Source organism: Rathayibacter sp. PhB1 (assembly GCF_004362935.1).
Lineage (GTDB): Bacteria > Actinomycetota > Actinomycetes > Actinomycetales > Microbacteriaceae > Rathayibacter > Rathayibacter festucae.
On sequence record NZ_SNYD01000003.1, the window covers coordinates 373,144 to 387,885 of the forward strand.

The window sequence follows — 14,742 nt, forward strand, 5'->3', positions numbered from 1 at the left end:
GCCGCCGCTCGGCCAGCAGGTGGCGGGTCAGCCGCGGGTCACCGACCAGGGGGTGCGGAGGGCGCGCTCCGTGAGCACGCGGCGCGCGCCCGTCAGGGCGACGTCGGCGGTCTGCGCGGCCTCGGCGGCCGACGGGCCGGCGATCAGGCGGAGCGGGCCCGGGTCGACGCTGAGCGCGCCGTCCTCGCCGGTCGCCGCGAGCCGCGCCGCCTCGACATGGAAGTGCACGGTCAGCGACTCCCCCGCGGCGATCGGCACGCGCGCGTAGCCGAGCAGCTGCGCGGCCGGCCGCACCACGGGCGCGGTCGGATACGCGGCATACAGCTGCACGACCTCGACGGTGTCCTCGCCGCTGTTGCGGAGGGTGACCGCGGCGTCGAGCGCCCCGTCCACCGCCAGCACGGCCGGTGCGGACAGCGCCTCGTAGGCGATGTCGCCCCGCGTCAGCCCGAAGCCGAACGGGTGCAGCGGCGTGTTGTCGAGCGCCGTGATGCCCGGGTTCGAGAGCCCGAGCGACGGCTGCAGGTACGTCGTCGACGCCGAGGGGAGCCGCGGGATCTGCACGGGCAGGCGCCCGGTCGGCGAGACCCGCCCCGAGAGCACGCCGGCGACCGCGGCCGCCCCGTCCGCCCCGGGGAAGAACGCCTGCACGACCCCGCGCGCCGCTCCGTAGGCGCCGAGCGCGTAGGGCCGGCCCGAGAGCACGACCAGCACGGTCGGCACGCCGGTCGCGAGGACCGCCGCGACCAGCTCGTCCTGGGCACCCGGCAGCCGCAGGTCGGCGGCGTCGCAGCCCTCGCCCGAGGTCCCGTCGCCGAAGAGCCCGGCCACGTCGCCGACGACGACCACGGCCGCGTCGCTGGAGCGCGCCGTCGCGACCGCCTCGGCGATCGAGGAGGTGTCCGCGGAGGTGATCGACCCGCCTGCCGCGAAGCGCACCCGCTCCTCGCCGAGCTCGGCACGCAGAGCGGTCAGCACGGTCGGGATCCCGATCCCGAGGTCGTGCCCCGGGTGCTTGGAGAGCACGTGGTTCGGGAACGCGTAGCAGCCGACCAGGCTGCGGAACTGGTCCGCCGCCGGGCCCACCACGGCGACCGTGCCCGCGGCGAGCAGCCCACGCACGTCGTCGTCGCGCAGCAGCACGACCGACTCCTCCGCGATCCGGAGCGAGATCGCCCGGTTGCGCGCGCTGTCGAGGTCGACCGACTCGGCGCCCTCGGGGACGAGCGGCCCGCCGTCGAGCAGCCCGGCCTCGAACTTGTGCCGCAGGTGCCGCTCGACCGAGCGGTCGAGGTCGCGCTCGTCGACGACGCCCTCGCGGATGAGCCGCGGCAGCTCGCCGTAGGCCGCGGTCTGCGGCAGCTCGACGTCCACGCCGGCGCGGATCGCCAGCCGCCCCGCGTCGGCGGTGTCGACCGCGACGTGGTGCATCGCCTGGAGGAACGGCACGGCCCAGTAGTCGGCCACGACCGTCCCCTCGAAGCCCCACTTCTCCCGCAGGATCGTGGTGAGCAGGTGCCGGCTCGCGCTGCTGGGCACGCCGTCGATGTCGGTGTACGAGGTCATCACGCTGCGCGCGCCGCCGTGCCGCAGCGCGGCCTCGAACGGCGGCAGCACGGTGTCCGCGATCTCGCGCGGCCCCATGCTCACCGGAGCGTGGTTGCGGGCGCCGCGGGAGGCCGCGTAGCCGGCGAAGTGCTTGAGCGTCGCGATGATCCCCGCCGACTCGAGCCCGGCGACGTACGCGGTGCCGAGCTGCGAGACCAGATACGGATCCTCGCCGAGGGTCTCCTCGACGCGGCCCCAGCGGTAGTCCTTCACGACGTCGACCACGGGCGCGAGCCCCTGGTGGATGCCGAGGGCGCGCATGTCGGAGCCGATCGCCTCCGCCATCTCGCCGACGAGGTCCTCGTCGAAGGTGGCCGCCCAGGCGAGCGGCGTGGGGAAGGCGGTCGCGCCGTACGCGGCGAGCCCGGTCAGGCACTCCTCGTGCGCGATCGCCGGGATGCCCAGGCGCTGCGAGCCGACGACCCGCTCCTGCAGCTCGCGGAGCCGGCGCACGCCCTCCGGCACCGAGACGGGCTCGGTGCCGAAGACGCGGGTGAGCTGGCCGAGGCCGCCGTCGAACGGATCGGCCGCGGTCTCGGGGCCGCCCTCGAGCTTCGGGGCGAAGTCGTCGGCGGAGTCGGTGAGCCAGACGGAGCCGAGCTGGGCCGCCTTCTCCTCGAGCGTGAGCTCGGCGGTGAGGAGGCGGGCCCGCTCGCTCGCGGAGAGGGAGCGGTCCCGCCAGTCGCGACCACCGCTCCGATCCCCGGTCTCGTCGGTGCGGTCGGAGGGGACGAGAGTGGTGGAGGCGTCGTGCATCAGCCCTTGAACGCTCCGTCCATGATCCCGGACACCATGCGGCGGCCGACGAAGAAGAACGCGATCAGCAGCGGCAGCGTGGCCATGAACGAGCCGCCCATCGCCAGGGCGACGTCGATCGAGCGGTTGGCCTGCAGCTGCTTCAGCGCGATCTGCACCGTGAACAGCTCCGGCGACTTCAGCACGATGAACGGCCACATGAAGTCGTTCCAGACCGCGGTGAACGTGATCAGCCCGAGCACGAACGCCGCCGGGCGGACCACCGGGAAGGCGATGCGCCAGAACAGCTGCCAGGAGTTGGCGCCGTCGATGCGCGCCGCCTGGATCAGCTCGTCGCTGACCGTCGTGGACATGTGCTGGCGCATCCAGAAGATGCCGAAGGCGCTGGCCAGACCCGGGACGATGATCGCCTGGAGGGTGTCGACCCAGTCGAGGGCCGAGACGATCAGGTACTGCGGGATGATGCTCAGCTGCGCCGGCACCGTCATGGTCAGCAGCACGATCAGGAACAGCACGTTGCGGCCCGGGAACTGCAGCTTCGCGAAGGCGAAGCCGGCCATCGCGCAGAGGATCGCGGAGAGGACCGCGACGCTCAGCGACACGATCAGCGAGTTGAACAGCGACGCGATGAACGGCACGGTGTCGAACACCTTCTCCGCGATGGCGAAGAAGTTCGTGCCCGGGTACAGGCGCGGCGGGATCGACGTGACGGCGGTCGCTCCGACCGACGCGATGACGAACATGTAATAGAGAGGGAACACCGAGACGAGCACGGCGACGACGAGGAAGACGTACGTCGGCCAGCCGACCCCGCCGCCCTTGCCGCGGCGCTTCGGCAGCGTCTTCGGGGTGTCGCCGGTGGCGACGGCCCGGGCCTGCGGGAGGGCCTGATCGATCACATCGGACATCAGACGGACGCCTTCCGGGTGCGGGTGGACAGGTAGAAGTTGATCAGCGAGACGACCACGACGATCACGAACAGCACGACGCCGATGGCGGAGCCGTAGCCGAACTTGAACTGGCCGAAGCCCTGCTCGTAGAGGAACAGCGCGAGCGTCTGGCACTGCCGGCCGGCGCCGCAGGTGAGGCCCGATTCGGGAGCCACCAGGAGCGCCTCCGTGAAGATCTGCAGACCGCCGATGGTCGACATGATCACGGTGAAGACGATGATCGGGCGCAGCGCCGGAATGGTGAGGTGGCGGAACTGCTGCCAGCTGGAGGCGCCGTCGACCGAGGCGGCCTCGAACATCTCGCGCGGGAGCGACTGGAGCCCCGCCAGGTAGAGGAGCGTGTTGTAGCCGAACCAGCGCCAGAAGACCATCGTCGAGATGACGATCCAGGAGCCGTAGTTGGTGGCCAGGAAGTTGATCGAGGGCAGTCCGAAGATGCCGAGGAACCAGTTGATTAGACCGAAGTTCTTGTCGAAGATCTGCGCGAAGACGATCGCGGTCGCCGCGACGGAGGTGATGTAGGGCACCAGCAGCGCCATGCGCCAGAAGTTCGCCCAGCGCAGTCGCGCGTGGTTGAGCAGGTGCGCCAGGAAGAGCGCGAAGAGCAGCTGCGGCACCGTCGAGATGATGAAGATGCCGAAGGTGTTGACCAGGGCGTTCCAGAACCGGCTGTCCGCGAAGAGCTGCTGGAAGTTCGCGAGGCCGACGAAGGTCTGCTCGCCGATCGGGTTCCAGTCGAAGAGCGAGACGTAGAACGTGAAGAGCAGCGGGAAGAGCCCGAACACGATGAAGATGAGGAAGAAGGGCGCGACGTACGCGTAGGGGGCGATCCGCTCCGAGAGGGAGTTGCGGATCCTCGCGGCCTTCTGGACCGGGACGCTGGGCTGCTTGCGCTGCCTGGGGGGACGTATGGCTGTCGCCGTTGACACGTGGGTTACCTCCGTCGAAGGGGCAGCCCGGCGCGCGAGGCGCCGGGCCGCTCGGGTGGGTGGGGCGATCAGCCGCCGATGGCCTGCTTGGCCGTGTCGAGGGCCGTCGTCCACGCCTTGTCGGAGGTGACGTTGCCCGCCTCCAGCTCGACGAGGGTGTTCAGCAGGGCGCCGTTGATCGGCGTCGTGTCGGGACCGTTGTAGAAGGAGGGGAACTGCTCGACCGAGGTGGCCATGACCTCGCCGATCTTCGAGTCGCCGAAGAACGGGTCGGTGTAGTTGCGGACCTCGTCGCTCGCGACCGCCTCGGTGGCGGCGGGCAGGGTGCCCGAGGCCGCGAAGTGGTCGGTCTGGCCCTCGGCGGACATCATCGTCTTGATGTACTGCCAGGCGGCCTCGGGGTGCTCGGCGCGGGCCGGGATGGCGATGACGCTGCCGCCCCAGTTGCCGCCGACGCCGGGGACGCTCGTGACGCGCCAGTTGCCGGCGGTGTCGGGGGCGTCGGTCTTGATTCCGGCGAGGATCCACGACGGCGCGATGGTCACGGCGAAGGCGCCGTTGGCGCGGCCGGGGGCCCAGCCCGAGGACCAGGCGGCGATGCCGGCGCTGATGCCGGCGTCCTTGGCGTCCACGGCGACCTGGAAGGCGTCCTTCACCTGCGGGTTGGTGTCGTAGACGAGCTCGCCGTCGGGCGAGTAGTACTTCTCGGAGACCTGGTTGACGGTCGAGAAGAAGACGCTGGTCTCGATGTTGTCGACGAACGGCTTGCCGGTGGCCTCGGTGTACTTCTCGCCCATGGCGATGAAGGACGGCCAGTCCTTCCACATCTCGGCGACCTCGGCCGGGTCGGTCGGCAGACCGGCGGCCTCGAAGAGGTCGGCGCGGTAGGCGAAGCCGAGTCCGCCGACGTCGGTGGGCACGCCCACGACGGAGCCGTCGTCGGCGGTCGCCGCGGAGGCGGCCCATGGGAGGTAGGCGGAGGCGACGTCGTCACCGCCGAGGGTGCGCAGGTCGAGGAAGTTCGAGCTGTTGGCGACGAACTGGGGCAGGTCGTCGTTCTGGATCATGACCAGGTCGGGCACCTTGCCGCCGGCCAGCGCCGCGGTGAGGGCGGTGGCGGTCTCGGTGGTGCTGCCGACCTCGGAGAGCTTGATCTTCGCGTCGGGCATCTTGGCGAGGTACTCGTCGACGCTGTCCTTGGCGTTGATGCCGGTGAAGGACCAGAAGGTCGCCTCGGCGTTCGGGTCGTCGGACGCGCCGCCACCGCTTCCGGACGAGCATCCGGTGAGGGCGAGGGCCACGGCGGCGGCTGCTGCGGCCACGGCCGTCAGTCTTCTTTTCACGATTGTTCCTCTTCGTCGGGGATTCGCGGGGGGTCTCGCTGGAGGAGACCGGGAGCAAGAGAACGATCTCTTGGACGCCAAGGTAGCTGGCCTTTCCACCTCGTGCAAGCGCGATCTCGGAGTCGTTACCGCAGCGTGAGATATCGATCTCCCCTAGTATCTGTAAGAAGTTTCGCAAATCGGACCGCTTCGGCCCCGGGGAAGGCGTCCCCGTGGGACTCTGGAGATCGAGCATCCGGCGCCCCGGCCGGCTCCCCTCCTCGTTCAGAAGGATGCAGCCATGACCCGACCCACGCTCGTGGACGTCGCACGGGCCGCGGGCGTGTCCCGCGCCACCGCCGCCCGGGTTCTCGCGGGCGGCACGAACGTCGACGTCCGCATGTCGGCCGCCGTCGAGCACGCCGCGAAGCAGCTCGGCTACGAGGCCAACAGTGCCGCGCGGATGCTGCGCGGCGGCCGCTCCGGCGCGATCGCGCTGATCGTCGCCTTCAACGAGCTCGACAGCCTCACCGGCACCTTCTTCACCTCGGTGCTCAAGGGCGCCGCGAAGGGGCTCTACGCCGCCGAGGTGCAGCCGGTGCTGCTGCCGGCGGACCACGACGACGGCGACCGCATCCCCAAGTTCCTCCGCTCGCGCGCGGTCGACGGAGCGATCGTGATCCTGCAGCACGAGATCACGCACCTCGCGCAGGCGCTCGCCGACTCCCCCGTGCCGATCGCATGGGTCGGCCGGCCGCGCGTCGCGCTGGCCGAGGACGCCATCGTGATCGACTCCGACAACTACGGCGGCGGCCGGCTCGCCGCCCGCGCGCTCGCCGACTCCGGCCGGCGCCGGCTCGGCATCATCGCCGGCCCGCACGACATGGAGCCGGCCCGCGACCGCATCCGCGGCTGGCGCGACGAGCTGACCGAGCTGGGGCTGGATCACAGCCCGATCGTGCACGGCGAGTTCACCCTCGAGAGCGGCTCGGCCGCGATGGCGCGGCTGCTGCAGCGCCACCCCGACCTCGACGGCGTCTTCGCCTCCTCCGACCTGATGGCCAACGGCGCGATCCGCGTGCTGCAGGCCTCCGGCCGGCGCGTGCCCGCCGACATCTCGGTCGTGGGCTTCGACGACGTGGTCATCGCGACCACCTCGGATCCGACCCTGACCACGATCCGCCAGCCGCTCGAGGACATGGGGCGCGTCGCCGCGGAGACCGTGGTCGCCGTGGTGGCGGGCCGCGAGGTCGACCGGCAGCCGATCCTCGCGACGACGCTCGTGCAGCGGGAGTCGGCGTGAGTGTCGGGCCGGCCCCGCACCGGCTGATCGTCAGCACCGACGCCGCGAACGAGGCCGACGACCAGTTCGCGATCGTGCAGGCGCTGCTGAGCGCGACGCTCGACGTCCGGGCGCTCGTGGCCGCGCACTTCGGCCGGTCCGGCAGCCTGCGGGAGTCGCGCGCGGAGATCGATCGCGTGGTCGCCCTCGCCGGGGCCGACGTGCGGGTCCTCGACGGGGCGTCCGCGGCGCTGGTCGCCGGCGGCTCCGCGGAGTCCGTGGCGTCCGAGGGCTCGCGCGTGATCGTCGAGGAGGCGCTGCACGGCGAGGGCCGGCTGTGGATCGCCGTGCTCGGCCCGCTGACGGACGTCGCCGCGGCCCTGCTCGCGGAGCCGTCGATCGCCGAGCGCGACGTCGTCGTGGTCTGGGTGGGCGGCCCGCCCTACGAGGGAATCGCCGCGTACCACCCGGAGTTCAACCTGATCAACGACGTCGCCGCCGCGAACGCCGTGCTCGCCTCCGGAGTCGCCGTCTGGCAGATCCCGATGCCCGTCTACACGATGGTCGGCGTCGGCCACGCCGAGCTGCGCACGCGGCTGGGCGGCACGAGCCCGCTCGGCGACTACCTCGTCGACCAGCTGATCGCCTTCAACGCGACGATCCCCTACGGCCCGCTCGACTTCCGCTCCCTCGGCGACAGCCCCGCGATCGGCGCCGTGATGAACCCCGCCGGCGGCCGCTGGCGCGCCGTCCCCGCGCCGCGCTTCACCCCCGCCGGCGACCTCCGGCCCGACGTCGGCCCCCACCCGATCCGCGTCTGCGAGTCCTTCGACACCCGCTGGCTCCTCGAGGACCTCTTCGCGAAGCTCCTCGAGTTCGGCCGCGCGGGCGCCGGGGCAGGGCCCGACACAGCGGCGGGGCGGTGAAGCGGCGGAGTCATGCTGATCGAGTAGCCCGCTCCGCGGGCGTATCGAGATCCACCCGGCAGACGACTCCGGGTCTCGATACGCGGCTGCGCCGCTGCTCGACCAGCATGGGGGCGCCCCAAGCCGGGGCAGCTCGCCTACTGCAGCATGCTGATCGACCAGCCGCCGGGCCGCCACAGCATGCTGATCGAGTAGCGCCCGCGGGGCGCGTATCGAGATCCCCCTCCTCGAGCACGGCTGTCACCGACACGCGGTCGCACTGACGCGAGCCGACCGCCCGGCGACTTCAGAGGACGAAAGCCTTCCGGATCGACCGATCTCCACGAATCACCGCGTGATGGAAGCGCGATTCGAGCAGGCGGGCATGACCGGATTCTCCGACTGAGCGGACGACAAGCAGGTGGTATTACCTAGTCGTGGACGATCGGCACCGGATGTCCTCCTCGCGCCTCGAGAAAAGCGAGACCCGGAGTCCCCCGCGTCACCGATTCCTTTTCCTCTCTGAGATACTCCGAGAGCCCCCTGAAAGACCGACGGCGACGCGACGGAGATCGCAGCGTCCGCTGATCGGCGCTACCCGGAAGAGTCGAGAATGCCCGAACAAGCCCCCGCCGGCTGGTACCCAGCACCGCACGCCGATAACCAGCCTCGCTACTGGGACGGAACCCGCTGGCACGAAGCCGCGCCGCCGGCTCCTCCCGTCCAGCCCGCCTACGTCCAGGCGCCGGCCGCCTCCTCGACGACCGAGGCGTCGGCTCGAGCCGCTCGCCCCCGCTCCGGCGGCCCGGCCCTGCTCGCCCTCTTCGCCCTGATCCTCGGCATCCTCGCCTTCCTCACCGGCCTGGTCCCCGGGCTCGGACTGATCCTCGCGGTCGCGGCCGTCGGGCTCGCGGTCTTCGCCCTCGTGCGCAAGCAGCCGAAGGGCATGGCCGTCACCGGCCTCGCCCTCGGCTCGATCGCCCTGCTGACCGGCATCGTCTCCACCGCCGTCTCCGCCGGTTCCTCCGACTCCGTCACCGCCGAGACGAGTGCCGTCGAGCCCGCCGAGCCGGCTCCCGCTGCCGCCGAGACGGAGGAGGCCCAGGCGGCCGAGGTTCCGGCCGAAGCCGCACCGGTGGAGGAGGCTCCCGCCGCGGAGGCGGCTCCTGCCGAAGCAGCTGCCCCGGCCGCGGGGACCGCCGCGGCTCCGATGGCTCAGCCGTACACCGCCAAGGGTCTGTTCGGTGGCGACAAGTACAGCCTCACCGCGAGGATCGTCGACGCGAATGCCGGCGGACTGGTCGCGGAATGGAACATGTTCAATTCCGAGGCGCCTGCCGGATTCAAGTACGTCGTCGCCGAATTGACGATGACGGGGATCGATCCCGACGGAGTGGAGCCCTCTCTCGCCGGATTCGACCTCTCCCTCGCGACTCCGGAGGGAAATCGCTACGACAACGAGTACGTGACCCTCGGCGAGGGAATGTCCTCGATGAGCGACGGACCGACGCTCTATCCGGGCTCGACTTTCACGGGATACACCACCTACGTCGTCCCCGAGAGCGCGCAGAGCTTCCTTCTGTTCGACAACGGGAAGTACATCTCCTTCTAGAGATCACCGTCCTCGGCATCCAGCGGGTGCCGAGGGCGTCCGCTGATCGGCGGAGGTCTCGGTCGCCGGACGGGACTCGTCGGCCGCGTGGCTCGGACTCCTCGAGCTCGTCGCCGGCGAGCACCCGTCGTCGTCCCCGACGTCGTCCGTGCGGAACTGGTCGCCGAAGTGCCGCATCACCCGCACCTGTCGATCGTCCTCGCGGCCACCTCGAGCTGGATCTCCGTGCGACCGCTCGAGGGCGATGAGGCCGAGCGGCCCGCCCGCCGGCGCTGTCTAAGACTTTCTACCGCTGTCTAACGTTTTTCTTAGATTCGGGTAGATTCCCGTAGCCTCACTCGCGGCGGCCCGGATCGCGCGGCCCGCGAGGCGCCCTCGATCCGTTGAGGCACCACGGTGCGCTGCATCGGCGGAGCGGTCGAGCGGCAGCGTCATGCTGATCGAGTAGCCCGCTCCGCGGGCGTATCGAGATCCACCCGGCAGACGGAGCCGGGTCTCGATACGCGGCTGCGCCGCTACTCGACCAGCGTGGACGGCCCGCCTCGCCCACGGCAGCACGCCGGCCCCAGCATGCCGATCGACCACCTGCACGCCGGCCACAGCACGCCGATCGATCACCCGCAGCGCGGCCCCAGCAGGCTGATCGACCAGCCGCAGCGCGACCACAGCATGCCGATCGACCACCCGCAGTGCGGCCCCAGCATGCTGACCGACCAGCCGCAGCGCGACCACAGCATGCTGATCGACCAGCCGCCGGGCCGCCGCAGCATGCTGATCGAGTAGCGCCCGCAGGGCGCGTATCGAGATCCCCCTCCTCGAGCACGGCTGTCACCGACCTCCGGCTGGTCGGCGAGCAGGTCGTCCCCGTCCTAGTCGGCTACGCGAACGGGTCGACGTCGCGCCAGGCGCGGCCGAGGCCGACCTCGCGGCGGAGGCGGAGGAGCGAGTCGCCCGCGGTGTAGACGCGGCCGCGCTTCTCGCCGCTCGTCGCGAGGAGTCCCGCCTGCGCGAGCGTCGCCAGGTCGCGCGTGGCGGTCTGGGGACTGATCGGCGTTCCCGCCTCCGCCAGGGACGCGATGTAGCGGCCGCGGCTGACGGTCGCCCCGAAGAGGGCGTCGAACAGCGGATCCAGGGCCCGGTCGTCGATGCCCGCGGCTCGCAGCAGCTCGCTGAGGGCGGTCGAGGCGTCGCTGGCTGCAGTGATGCGCGCGGCGCGCTCCCGGGCCTGATTGAGGTGTGCGGCGAGGACGAAGCGGATCCAGGGGCGCACGCTCTCGGGCGTCGCCGAGTCCGGATCCCACCGGCCCCGGCCCACCTGCGCGAGGACGTCGTAGTAGGCCTGCGTACGGCGGCCCAGGTACTCCTCGATCGAGAGGAAGACGGGCGAGACGTCGTCGTGCGCGGCGAGGACGAGGGACTGCAGCACGCGTGCCATGCGCCCGTTGCCGTCCTTGAAGGGGTGCACGAGCACGAAGTTGAGGTGCGCCATCGCCGCGTCGACGAGGTGGTCGCCGGTCACGACGATCGTGTCGGCCAGCTCCTCCATCAGGGCCGGGACGGCATCGGCGTCGGCTCCCTCGTGGACGATGTCCCCCGTGGTCTCCTGCTGCACGAAGACGGGTCCGGTCCGGTAGCGACCCGGTCGCTTCGAGAGGTCGTAGGAGGTCGCCATGTAGTGCAGGCTGCGGATCAGGGTGGGGTCGACCACGACGGGGTCCTGCGCGAGCTGGAGCACGTAGGTCATCGCCAGCTGGTAGCCCGCGAGAGCGCGCTCCGTCTCCTCGTCGATGTCGACCGGCCTCTCGCCCTGCGCGATCGCCGCCACGTCGTCGACGCTGGCGTGGATGCCCTCGATGCTGTTCGACCCCTGCACGTTCCGCGCGAACGTCATCCGCCGCAGCGACGCCGTCCACCGGTTGCCCTGACGCACCTGGTACCTCAGCGAAGCGCTCAGCTCCTGGATGGCGACGCGGACGTCCCGCTCCTCGCTGCTCAGGTCGGGGGCGACGTACATGCGGCCCTCCTGAGTCGATGACTATAAATTAGCATCATAGCTCCGAGTGGAGGTGGTCGCCGATGAGCGACGAGATCGTTTCCTCGCTCATGGCTCTGCACCTGAAGGGGTGGCTACGCGCGGGCCGCCTTGACGTAGGCGACGAGGGCGTTCGCGTGCCCGTGGCCGAGGCCGTGCTCGGTCTTCAGCCAGGAGACGACCTGCATGTGCGTCTCGGAGTCGAGCCGCTCGTTCACGAGGTCGAGCCACTCCTGGATCGGACGGCCGTAGGTGGTCTCGATGCTCGGGAAGTACGACGCGGGTCCCTTCGGCTTCGAGCCGTCGGCGGGAGGCTCCGGTGCGAGGACGCGCGAGGGGGTCATGCCGGTCACTGTAGCGGCGCGGGGCGGCGGGTCTCGATACGCGGCTGCGCCGCTACTCGACCGGCATGGAGGAGGCGCCGCCCTGCGATGCCGGGCCGGCAGAGCCATGCTGATCGACTAGCCCTCGCAGAGGGCGTATCGAGATCCACCGGCATGGAGACGTGGGGTCTCGATACGCGGCTGCGCCGCTACTCGACCAGCATGAATGGCCCGCCCGCCCCCACGGCAGCCCGCCGACCGCAGCATGCTGATCGAGTAGCGCCCGCAGGGCGCATATCGAGATCCACCCCTCCGGGCACGACGGGTCCGACGCTGTCCGCTCGCTCGCACCCGAGCCGTCGATGCGACGCGGCGCGGCCTCGCCCCTTGCGTTTCGCGTCACGCCCTTGCCGACGGGGGCGATCGAGAGGAGGGTTATGGCCACACACAGAAGGTCATGCCGGTGAGGCCTCATCAGCGGTCGGCCCTTCTCCGAGCAGGAAGAGGAACGAGATGACGAGGACGATCGTCGCCATCACCGGGACGGCCGCGCTGATCGGCGCGCTGCTACTGGCGCCGGGAGCGGCTCACGCCGAGGACCGTTTCACCCCGGACGACCTGACCGCCCAGCAGAAGGAGGCGATCGCGATCTGGGAGGCGCCGCAGAAGACGTCGGAATCAGCACCGAGACGCTCCACCGCCTCGGCACCGGCGCCGGGTGCGATGAGCGACGAGCAGACCTGGAAGACACGGACGAGCCTCTACCGCGGCAGCATCCTGATGTGGGCGAACGAGAGGGTTGATTTCAGCTCGACCTCCTCCTCCGTTCTCTGGAGCTCCGGCTTCCAGGAGTCCGGAGCCGTCTTCCCGAACAACGTGACGCAGAACGGCACGTCCCGCATCCTGAACAGTCGCGCGAAGCACATCTGGCGCGGGGGATACACGGTGGGCGCGGGTGTCCCGACGCCGTGGGGCAATGCGAACGTCTACAACGCCAGTGCGACGGCGACGACCGAGGTGCGTTCCGGCGACGGCTGGTCGGCCTCCTGGTAGCGACGGTGCGCGAGGGCCTGCACATCGAGCAGCTCGCGACGCGGAGCTGCGGGCGAGCTGTCCTGCGGGGCATCGACCTCGAGCTGGCGCCGGGTGACTTCATGCTGCTGCTGGGGCCGAACGGTGCAGGCAAGACGACGCTGCTCCGGTGCCTGCTGGGGCTCACCCGGTACTCCGGCTCCCTCCGGGTCGACGTCGGTGGCGCGGCGACAGGGCGCCGCGCCGACTTCGCCCCCGTTCTCGACCGGACGAGCCTGCACCCCGGCTGGTCCGTTCGGGCGAACGTGGACTACCAGCTGAACGACTCGAAGGGGCATCGCCGCCCTCTCGTGCAGGAGCTGATCCCGTCCGCGATCCTCCGCTCGGCAGCCGGACGGCTGTCCACCGGCCAGCGGAAGACGGTCATGCTCGCGATCGCCCTCGCCGGGGACGCCCCCGTCCTGCTGCTCGACGAGTTCGCGAACGGCCTCGACCTCGCCGGCCGGCAGCAGCTGCGGACCGGGCTGCGGCGCGCCTGCGCCGACGGTCGCATCGTGCTCGCCACCGGCCACGACCTCTCCGCGTTCGAGGGCCTGCCCTCCCGGGTCGCCGAGCTCGTCGACGGGAGGCTCGTCGACGTCACCGAGGCGCACCCGAGCCTGCGTCGGGCGGAGGGGCGATGAGGACCCTGGGCGGCGAGGTGCGGAGGGAGCTGCGCGGTGCGGTCGCCTCCCGGCTCCTCCTCGTCGTCCTGCTCGCCGGCGCCGTCTTCGCGGTAGGGAGCGCGGTGACCGACGTCGGCAACGCGCGGTCGACGGCGTCGCTGTTCGAGAGGACCGCCGCGGAGTACCGCTCGGCCGGGCACTCCGTCGAGGAGGCACTGGCGGAGCCCGTGAGCGTGACCACGGACGAGGACGGGCGGACGGAGATCGACAATCCGCTGCGCTACGACTTCGAGGCGGCGACGGCGGCCTCGGCGGCGCTGACTCCGCTCGGTGCGGTCGGCACGGGGCTGAGCCTCGCGGTGTTCCTCGTGACCCCGCTCCTCGGCTACGCGACGGGGCTCTTCGCGGCGACCACGGATCTCCGCGGCGGGTCGATCATCGTGCGATGGCCGCAGGTCCGCCGGGCTCGCACCTTCGTCGCGGCGAAAGCGGCGCTCCTCGTCGTGGCCGTCCTGGCCTTCGGCGCGGCGCTCGTGCTGACGGCGGCCGTCGCCGGACTCGTCACCGCGCAGTTGAGGCCGTTCCCCGTCGACGGATCGTCGGCGCCGCCGTCCGCGGATCCCGCGGCGATCGGCGCAGTGGCGGCCGCCTTCGTGCTGATCGGAGTCGCGTTCGCGGCGCTGGGCTTCCTCGTCGCGACGCTGACACGGGAGCGCGCGTTCTCGCTCACCGTCTTCGCCCTGGCCTACTACCTGCTGCCGATCCTGGGGCCGTGGGACCCGCGGAACCTCGTTCCCAGCGTCGCGGCGCCGTGGCTCGTCTTCCACGGCGGGTTCCAGCCGCGGGCCGTCGGCGACCTCGGCGTGCCGCTGAGCGCGCTCGCCCTCGGCGTCGGAGCGCTCCTGCTCCTCGTCGCGAGCGCGGCGGTGTGGTCGCTGCGCGACAAGACGCCGCGGGGCGTCTGAGCGGAGACGTGGGGTCTCGATACGCGGCTGCGCCGCTACTCGACCAGCATGGGAGGGACGCCGCCCTGCGATGCCGAGCCGGCGAAGCCATGCTGATCGAGCAGCCCTCGCAGAGGGCGTATCGAGATCCACCCGTCAGACGACGCCGGGTCTCGATACGCGGCTGCGCCGCTACTCGACCAGCATGCAGGGGCGGCTGCGCCGCTCCTCGACCACCATGAACGGACGAGCCTGCAGAGTCATGCTGATCGAGTAGCCCTCGCAGAGGGCGTATCGAGATCCACCCGTCAGACGACGCCGGGTCTCGATACGCGGCTGCGCCGCTACTCGACCAGCATGCAGGGGCGGCTGCGCCGCTGCT

13 protein-coding genes are annotated in these 14,742 nt (G+C 71.2%); 7 read left to right on the plus strand and 6 right to left on the minus strand.

Annotated features, from left to right (window positions below; translation table 11 throughout):
- Nucleotides 1-27 precede the first annotated feature (27 nt).
- The 4 genes from EDF17_RS09485 to EDF17_RS09500 form a co-directional block, all read right to left on the minus strand.
- Nucleotides 28-2,364 (minus strand): glycoside hydrolase family 3 N-terminal domain-containing protein, encoded by a 2,337-nt coding sequence (locus tag EDF17_RS09485; protein ID WP_123446867.1) that lies wholly within the window; start codon nt 2,362-2,364, stop codon nt 28-30.
- Nucleotides 2,364-3,272, minus strand: a complete 909-nt coding sequence (locus EDF17_RS09490; RefSeq protein WP_123446868.1) for a carbohydrate ABC transporter permease — start codon at nt 3,270-3,272, stop codon at nt 2,364-2,366. The genes EDF17_RS09485 and EDF17_RS09490 overlap by 1 nt, the downstream gene beginning before the upstream one ends.
- Nucleotides 3,272-4,243, minus strand: coding sequence for a sugar ABC transporter permease (locus tag EDF17_RS09495; protein WP_208110592.1), 972 nt, complete (start codon nt 4,241-4,243; stop codon nt 3,272-3,274). The genes EDF17_RS09490 and EDF17_RS09495 overlap by 1 nt, the downstream gene beginning before the upstream one ends.
- 68 nt (nt 4,244-4,311) lie before the next feature.
- Complete coding sequence (locus tag EDF17_RS09500) at nt 4,312-5,565, minus strand: extracellular solute-binding protein (RefSeq protein WP_123446869.1); 1,254 nt, start codon at nt 5,563-5,565, stop codon at nt 4,312-4,314.
- 301 nt (nt 5,566-5,866) lie between these two features.
- On the opposite strand from EDF17_RS09500, the gene EDF17_RS09505 reads away from it, so the two are divergent.
- The 4 genes from EDF17_RS09505 (at nt 5,867) to EDF17_RS09520 (ending at nt 10,147) form a co-directional block, all read left to right on the plus strand.
- A complete protein-coding gene (locus tag EDF17_RS09505; RefSeq protein WP_123446870.1) occupies nt 5,867-6,868 on the plus strand; it encodes a LacI family DNA-binding transcriptional regulator in 1,002 nt (333 codons plus the stop codon).
- A complete protein-coding gene (locus EDF17_RS09510) occupies nt 6,865-7,773 on the plus strand; it encodes a nucleoside hydrolase (protein ID WP_123446871.1) in 909 nt (302 codons plus the stop codon). Before EDF17_RS09505 ends, EDF17_RS09510 begins: the two co-directional genes overlap by 4 nt.
- 592 nt (nt 7,774-8,365) lie before the next feature.
- A complete protein-coding gene (locus EDF17_RS09515) occupies nt 8,366-9,364 on the plus strand; it encodes a DUF2510 domain-containing protein (protein ID WP_123446872.1) in 999 nt (332 codons plus the stop codon).
- Nucleotides 9,365-9,934: 570 nt separating this feature from the next.
- Nucleotides 9,935-10,147 (plus strand): hypothetical protein, encoded by a 213-nt coding sequence (locus EDF17_RS09520; RefSeq protein ID WP_123446873.1) that lies wholly within the window; start codon nt 9,935-9,937, stop codon nt 10,145-10,147.
- Between the two features lie 94 nt (nt 10,148-10,241).
- On the opposite strand, the gene EDF17_RS09525 is transcribed toward EDF17_RS09520, so the two are convergent.
- Both EDF17_RS09525 and EDF17_RS09530 read right to left on the minus strand, forming a co-directional pair.
- Nucleotides 10,242-11,378 (minus strand): Fic family protein, encoded by a 1,137-nt coding sequence (locus EDF17_RS09525; RefSeq protein ID WP_123446874.1) that lies wholly within the window; start codon nt 11,376-11,378, stop codon nt 10,242-10,244.
- Nucleotides 11,379-11,491: 113 nt separating this feature from the next.
- Entirely contained in the window at nt 11,492-11,740 is a 249-nt protein-coding gene (locus EDF17_RS09530) for a DUF4287 domain-containing protein (protein WP_123447064.1), read from the minus strand.
- Nucleotides 11,741-12,232: 492 nt separating this feature from the next.
- Between EDF17_RS09530 and EDF17_RS09535 the strand changes: the two genes are divergently transcribed.
- From EDF17_RS09535 to EDF17_RS09545, 3 genes are read left to right on the plus strand one after another with little or no spacing between them, the layout of a single operon-like run.
- Nucleotides 12,233-12,772: a hypothetical protein gene (locus tag EDF17_RS09535; protein WP_123446875.1), complete on the plus strand. Its 540-nt coding sequence runs from the start codon at nt 12,233-12,235 to the stop codon at nt 12,770-12,772.
- A gap of 5 nt (nt 12,773-12,777) precedes the next feature.
- A complete protein-coding gene (locus EDF17_RS09540; RefSeq protein WP_123446876.1) occupies nt 12,778-13,434 on the plus strand; it encodes an ATP-binding cassette domain-containing protein in 657 nt (218 codons plus the stop codon).
- On the plus strand, nt 13,431-14,381 hold the full coding sequence (locus EDF17_RS09545; RefSeq protein WP_123446877.1) for a hypothetical protein: 951 nt from the start codon (nt 13,431-13,433) through the stop codon (nt 14,379-14,381). Before EDF17_RS09540 ends, EDF17_RS09545 begins: the two co-directional genes overlap by 4 nt.
- Nucleotides 14,382-14,742: the final 361 nt, after the last annotated feature.

Excerpts from the sequence above, each read along its gene's own strand:
- EDF17_RS09525 (WP_123446874.1), bottom strand. The coding sequence starts at position 11,378 with ATGTACGTCGCCCCCGACCTGAGCAGCGAGGAGCGGGACGTCCGCGTC.
- EDF17_RS09545 (WP_123446877.1), top strand. The coding sequence starts at position 13,431 with ATGAGGACCCTGGGCGGCGAGGTGCGGAGGGAGCTGCGCGGTGCGGTC.
- EDF17_RS09505 (WP_123446870.1), top strand. The coding sequence starts at position 5,867 with ATGACCCGACCCACGCTCGTGGACGTCGCACGGGCCGCGGGCGTGTCC.
- EDF17_RS09520 (WP_123446873.1), top strand. The coding sequence starts at position 9,935 with ATGCCGATCGACCACCTGCACGCCGGCCACAGCACGCCGATCGATCAC.
- EDF17_RS09530 (WP_123447064.1), bottom strand. The coding sequence starts at position 11,740 with ATGACCCCCTCGCGCGTCCTCGCACCGGAGCCTCCCGCCGACGGCTCG.
- EDF17_RS09535 (WP_123446875.1), top strand. The coding sequence starts at position 12,233 with ATGACGAGGACGATCGTCGCCATCACCGGGACGGCCGCGCTGATCGGC.
- EDF17_RS09515 (WP_123446872.1), top strand. The coding sequence starts at position 8,366 with ATGCCCGAACAAGCCCCCGCCGGCTGGTACCCAGCACCGCACGCCGAT.
- EDF17_RS09485 (WP_123446867.1), bottom strand. The coding sequence starts at position 2,364 with ATGCACGACGCCTCCACCACTCTCGTCCCCTCCGACCGCACCGACGAG.
- EDF17_RS09490 (WP_123446868.1), bottom strand. The coding sequence starts at position 3,272 with ATGTCCGATGTGATCGATCAGGCCCTCCCGCAGGCCCGGGCCGTCGCC.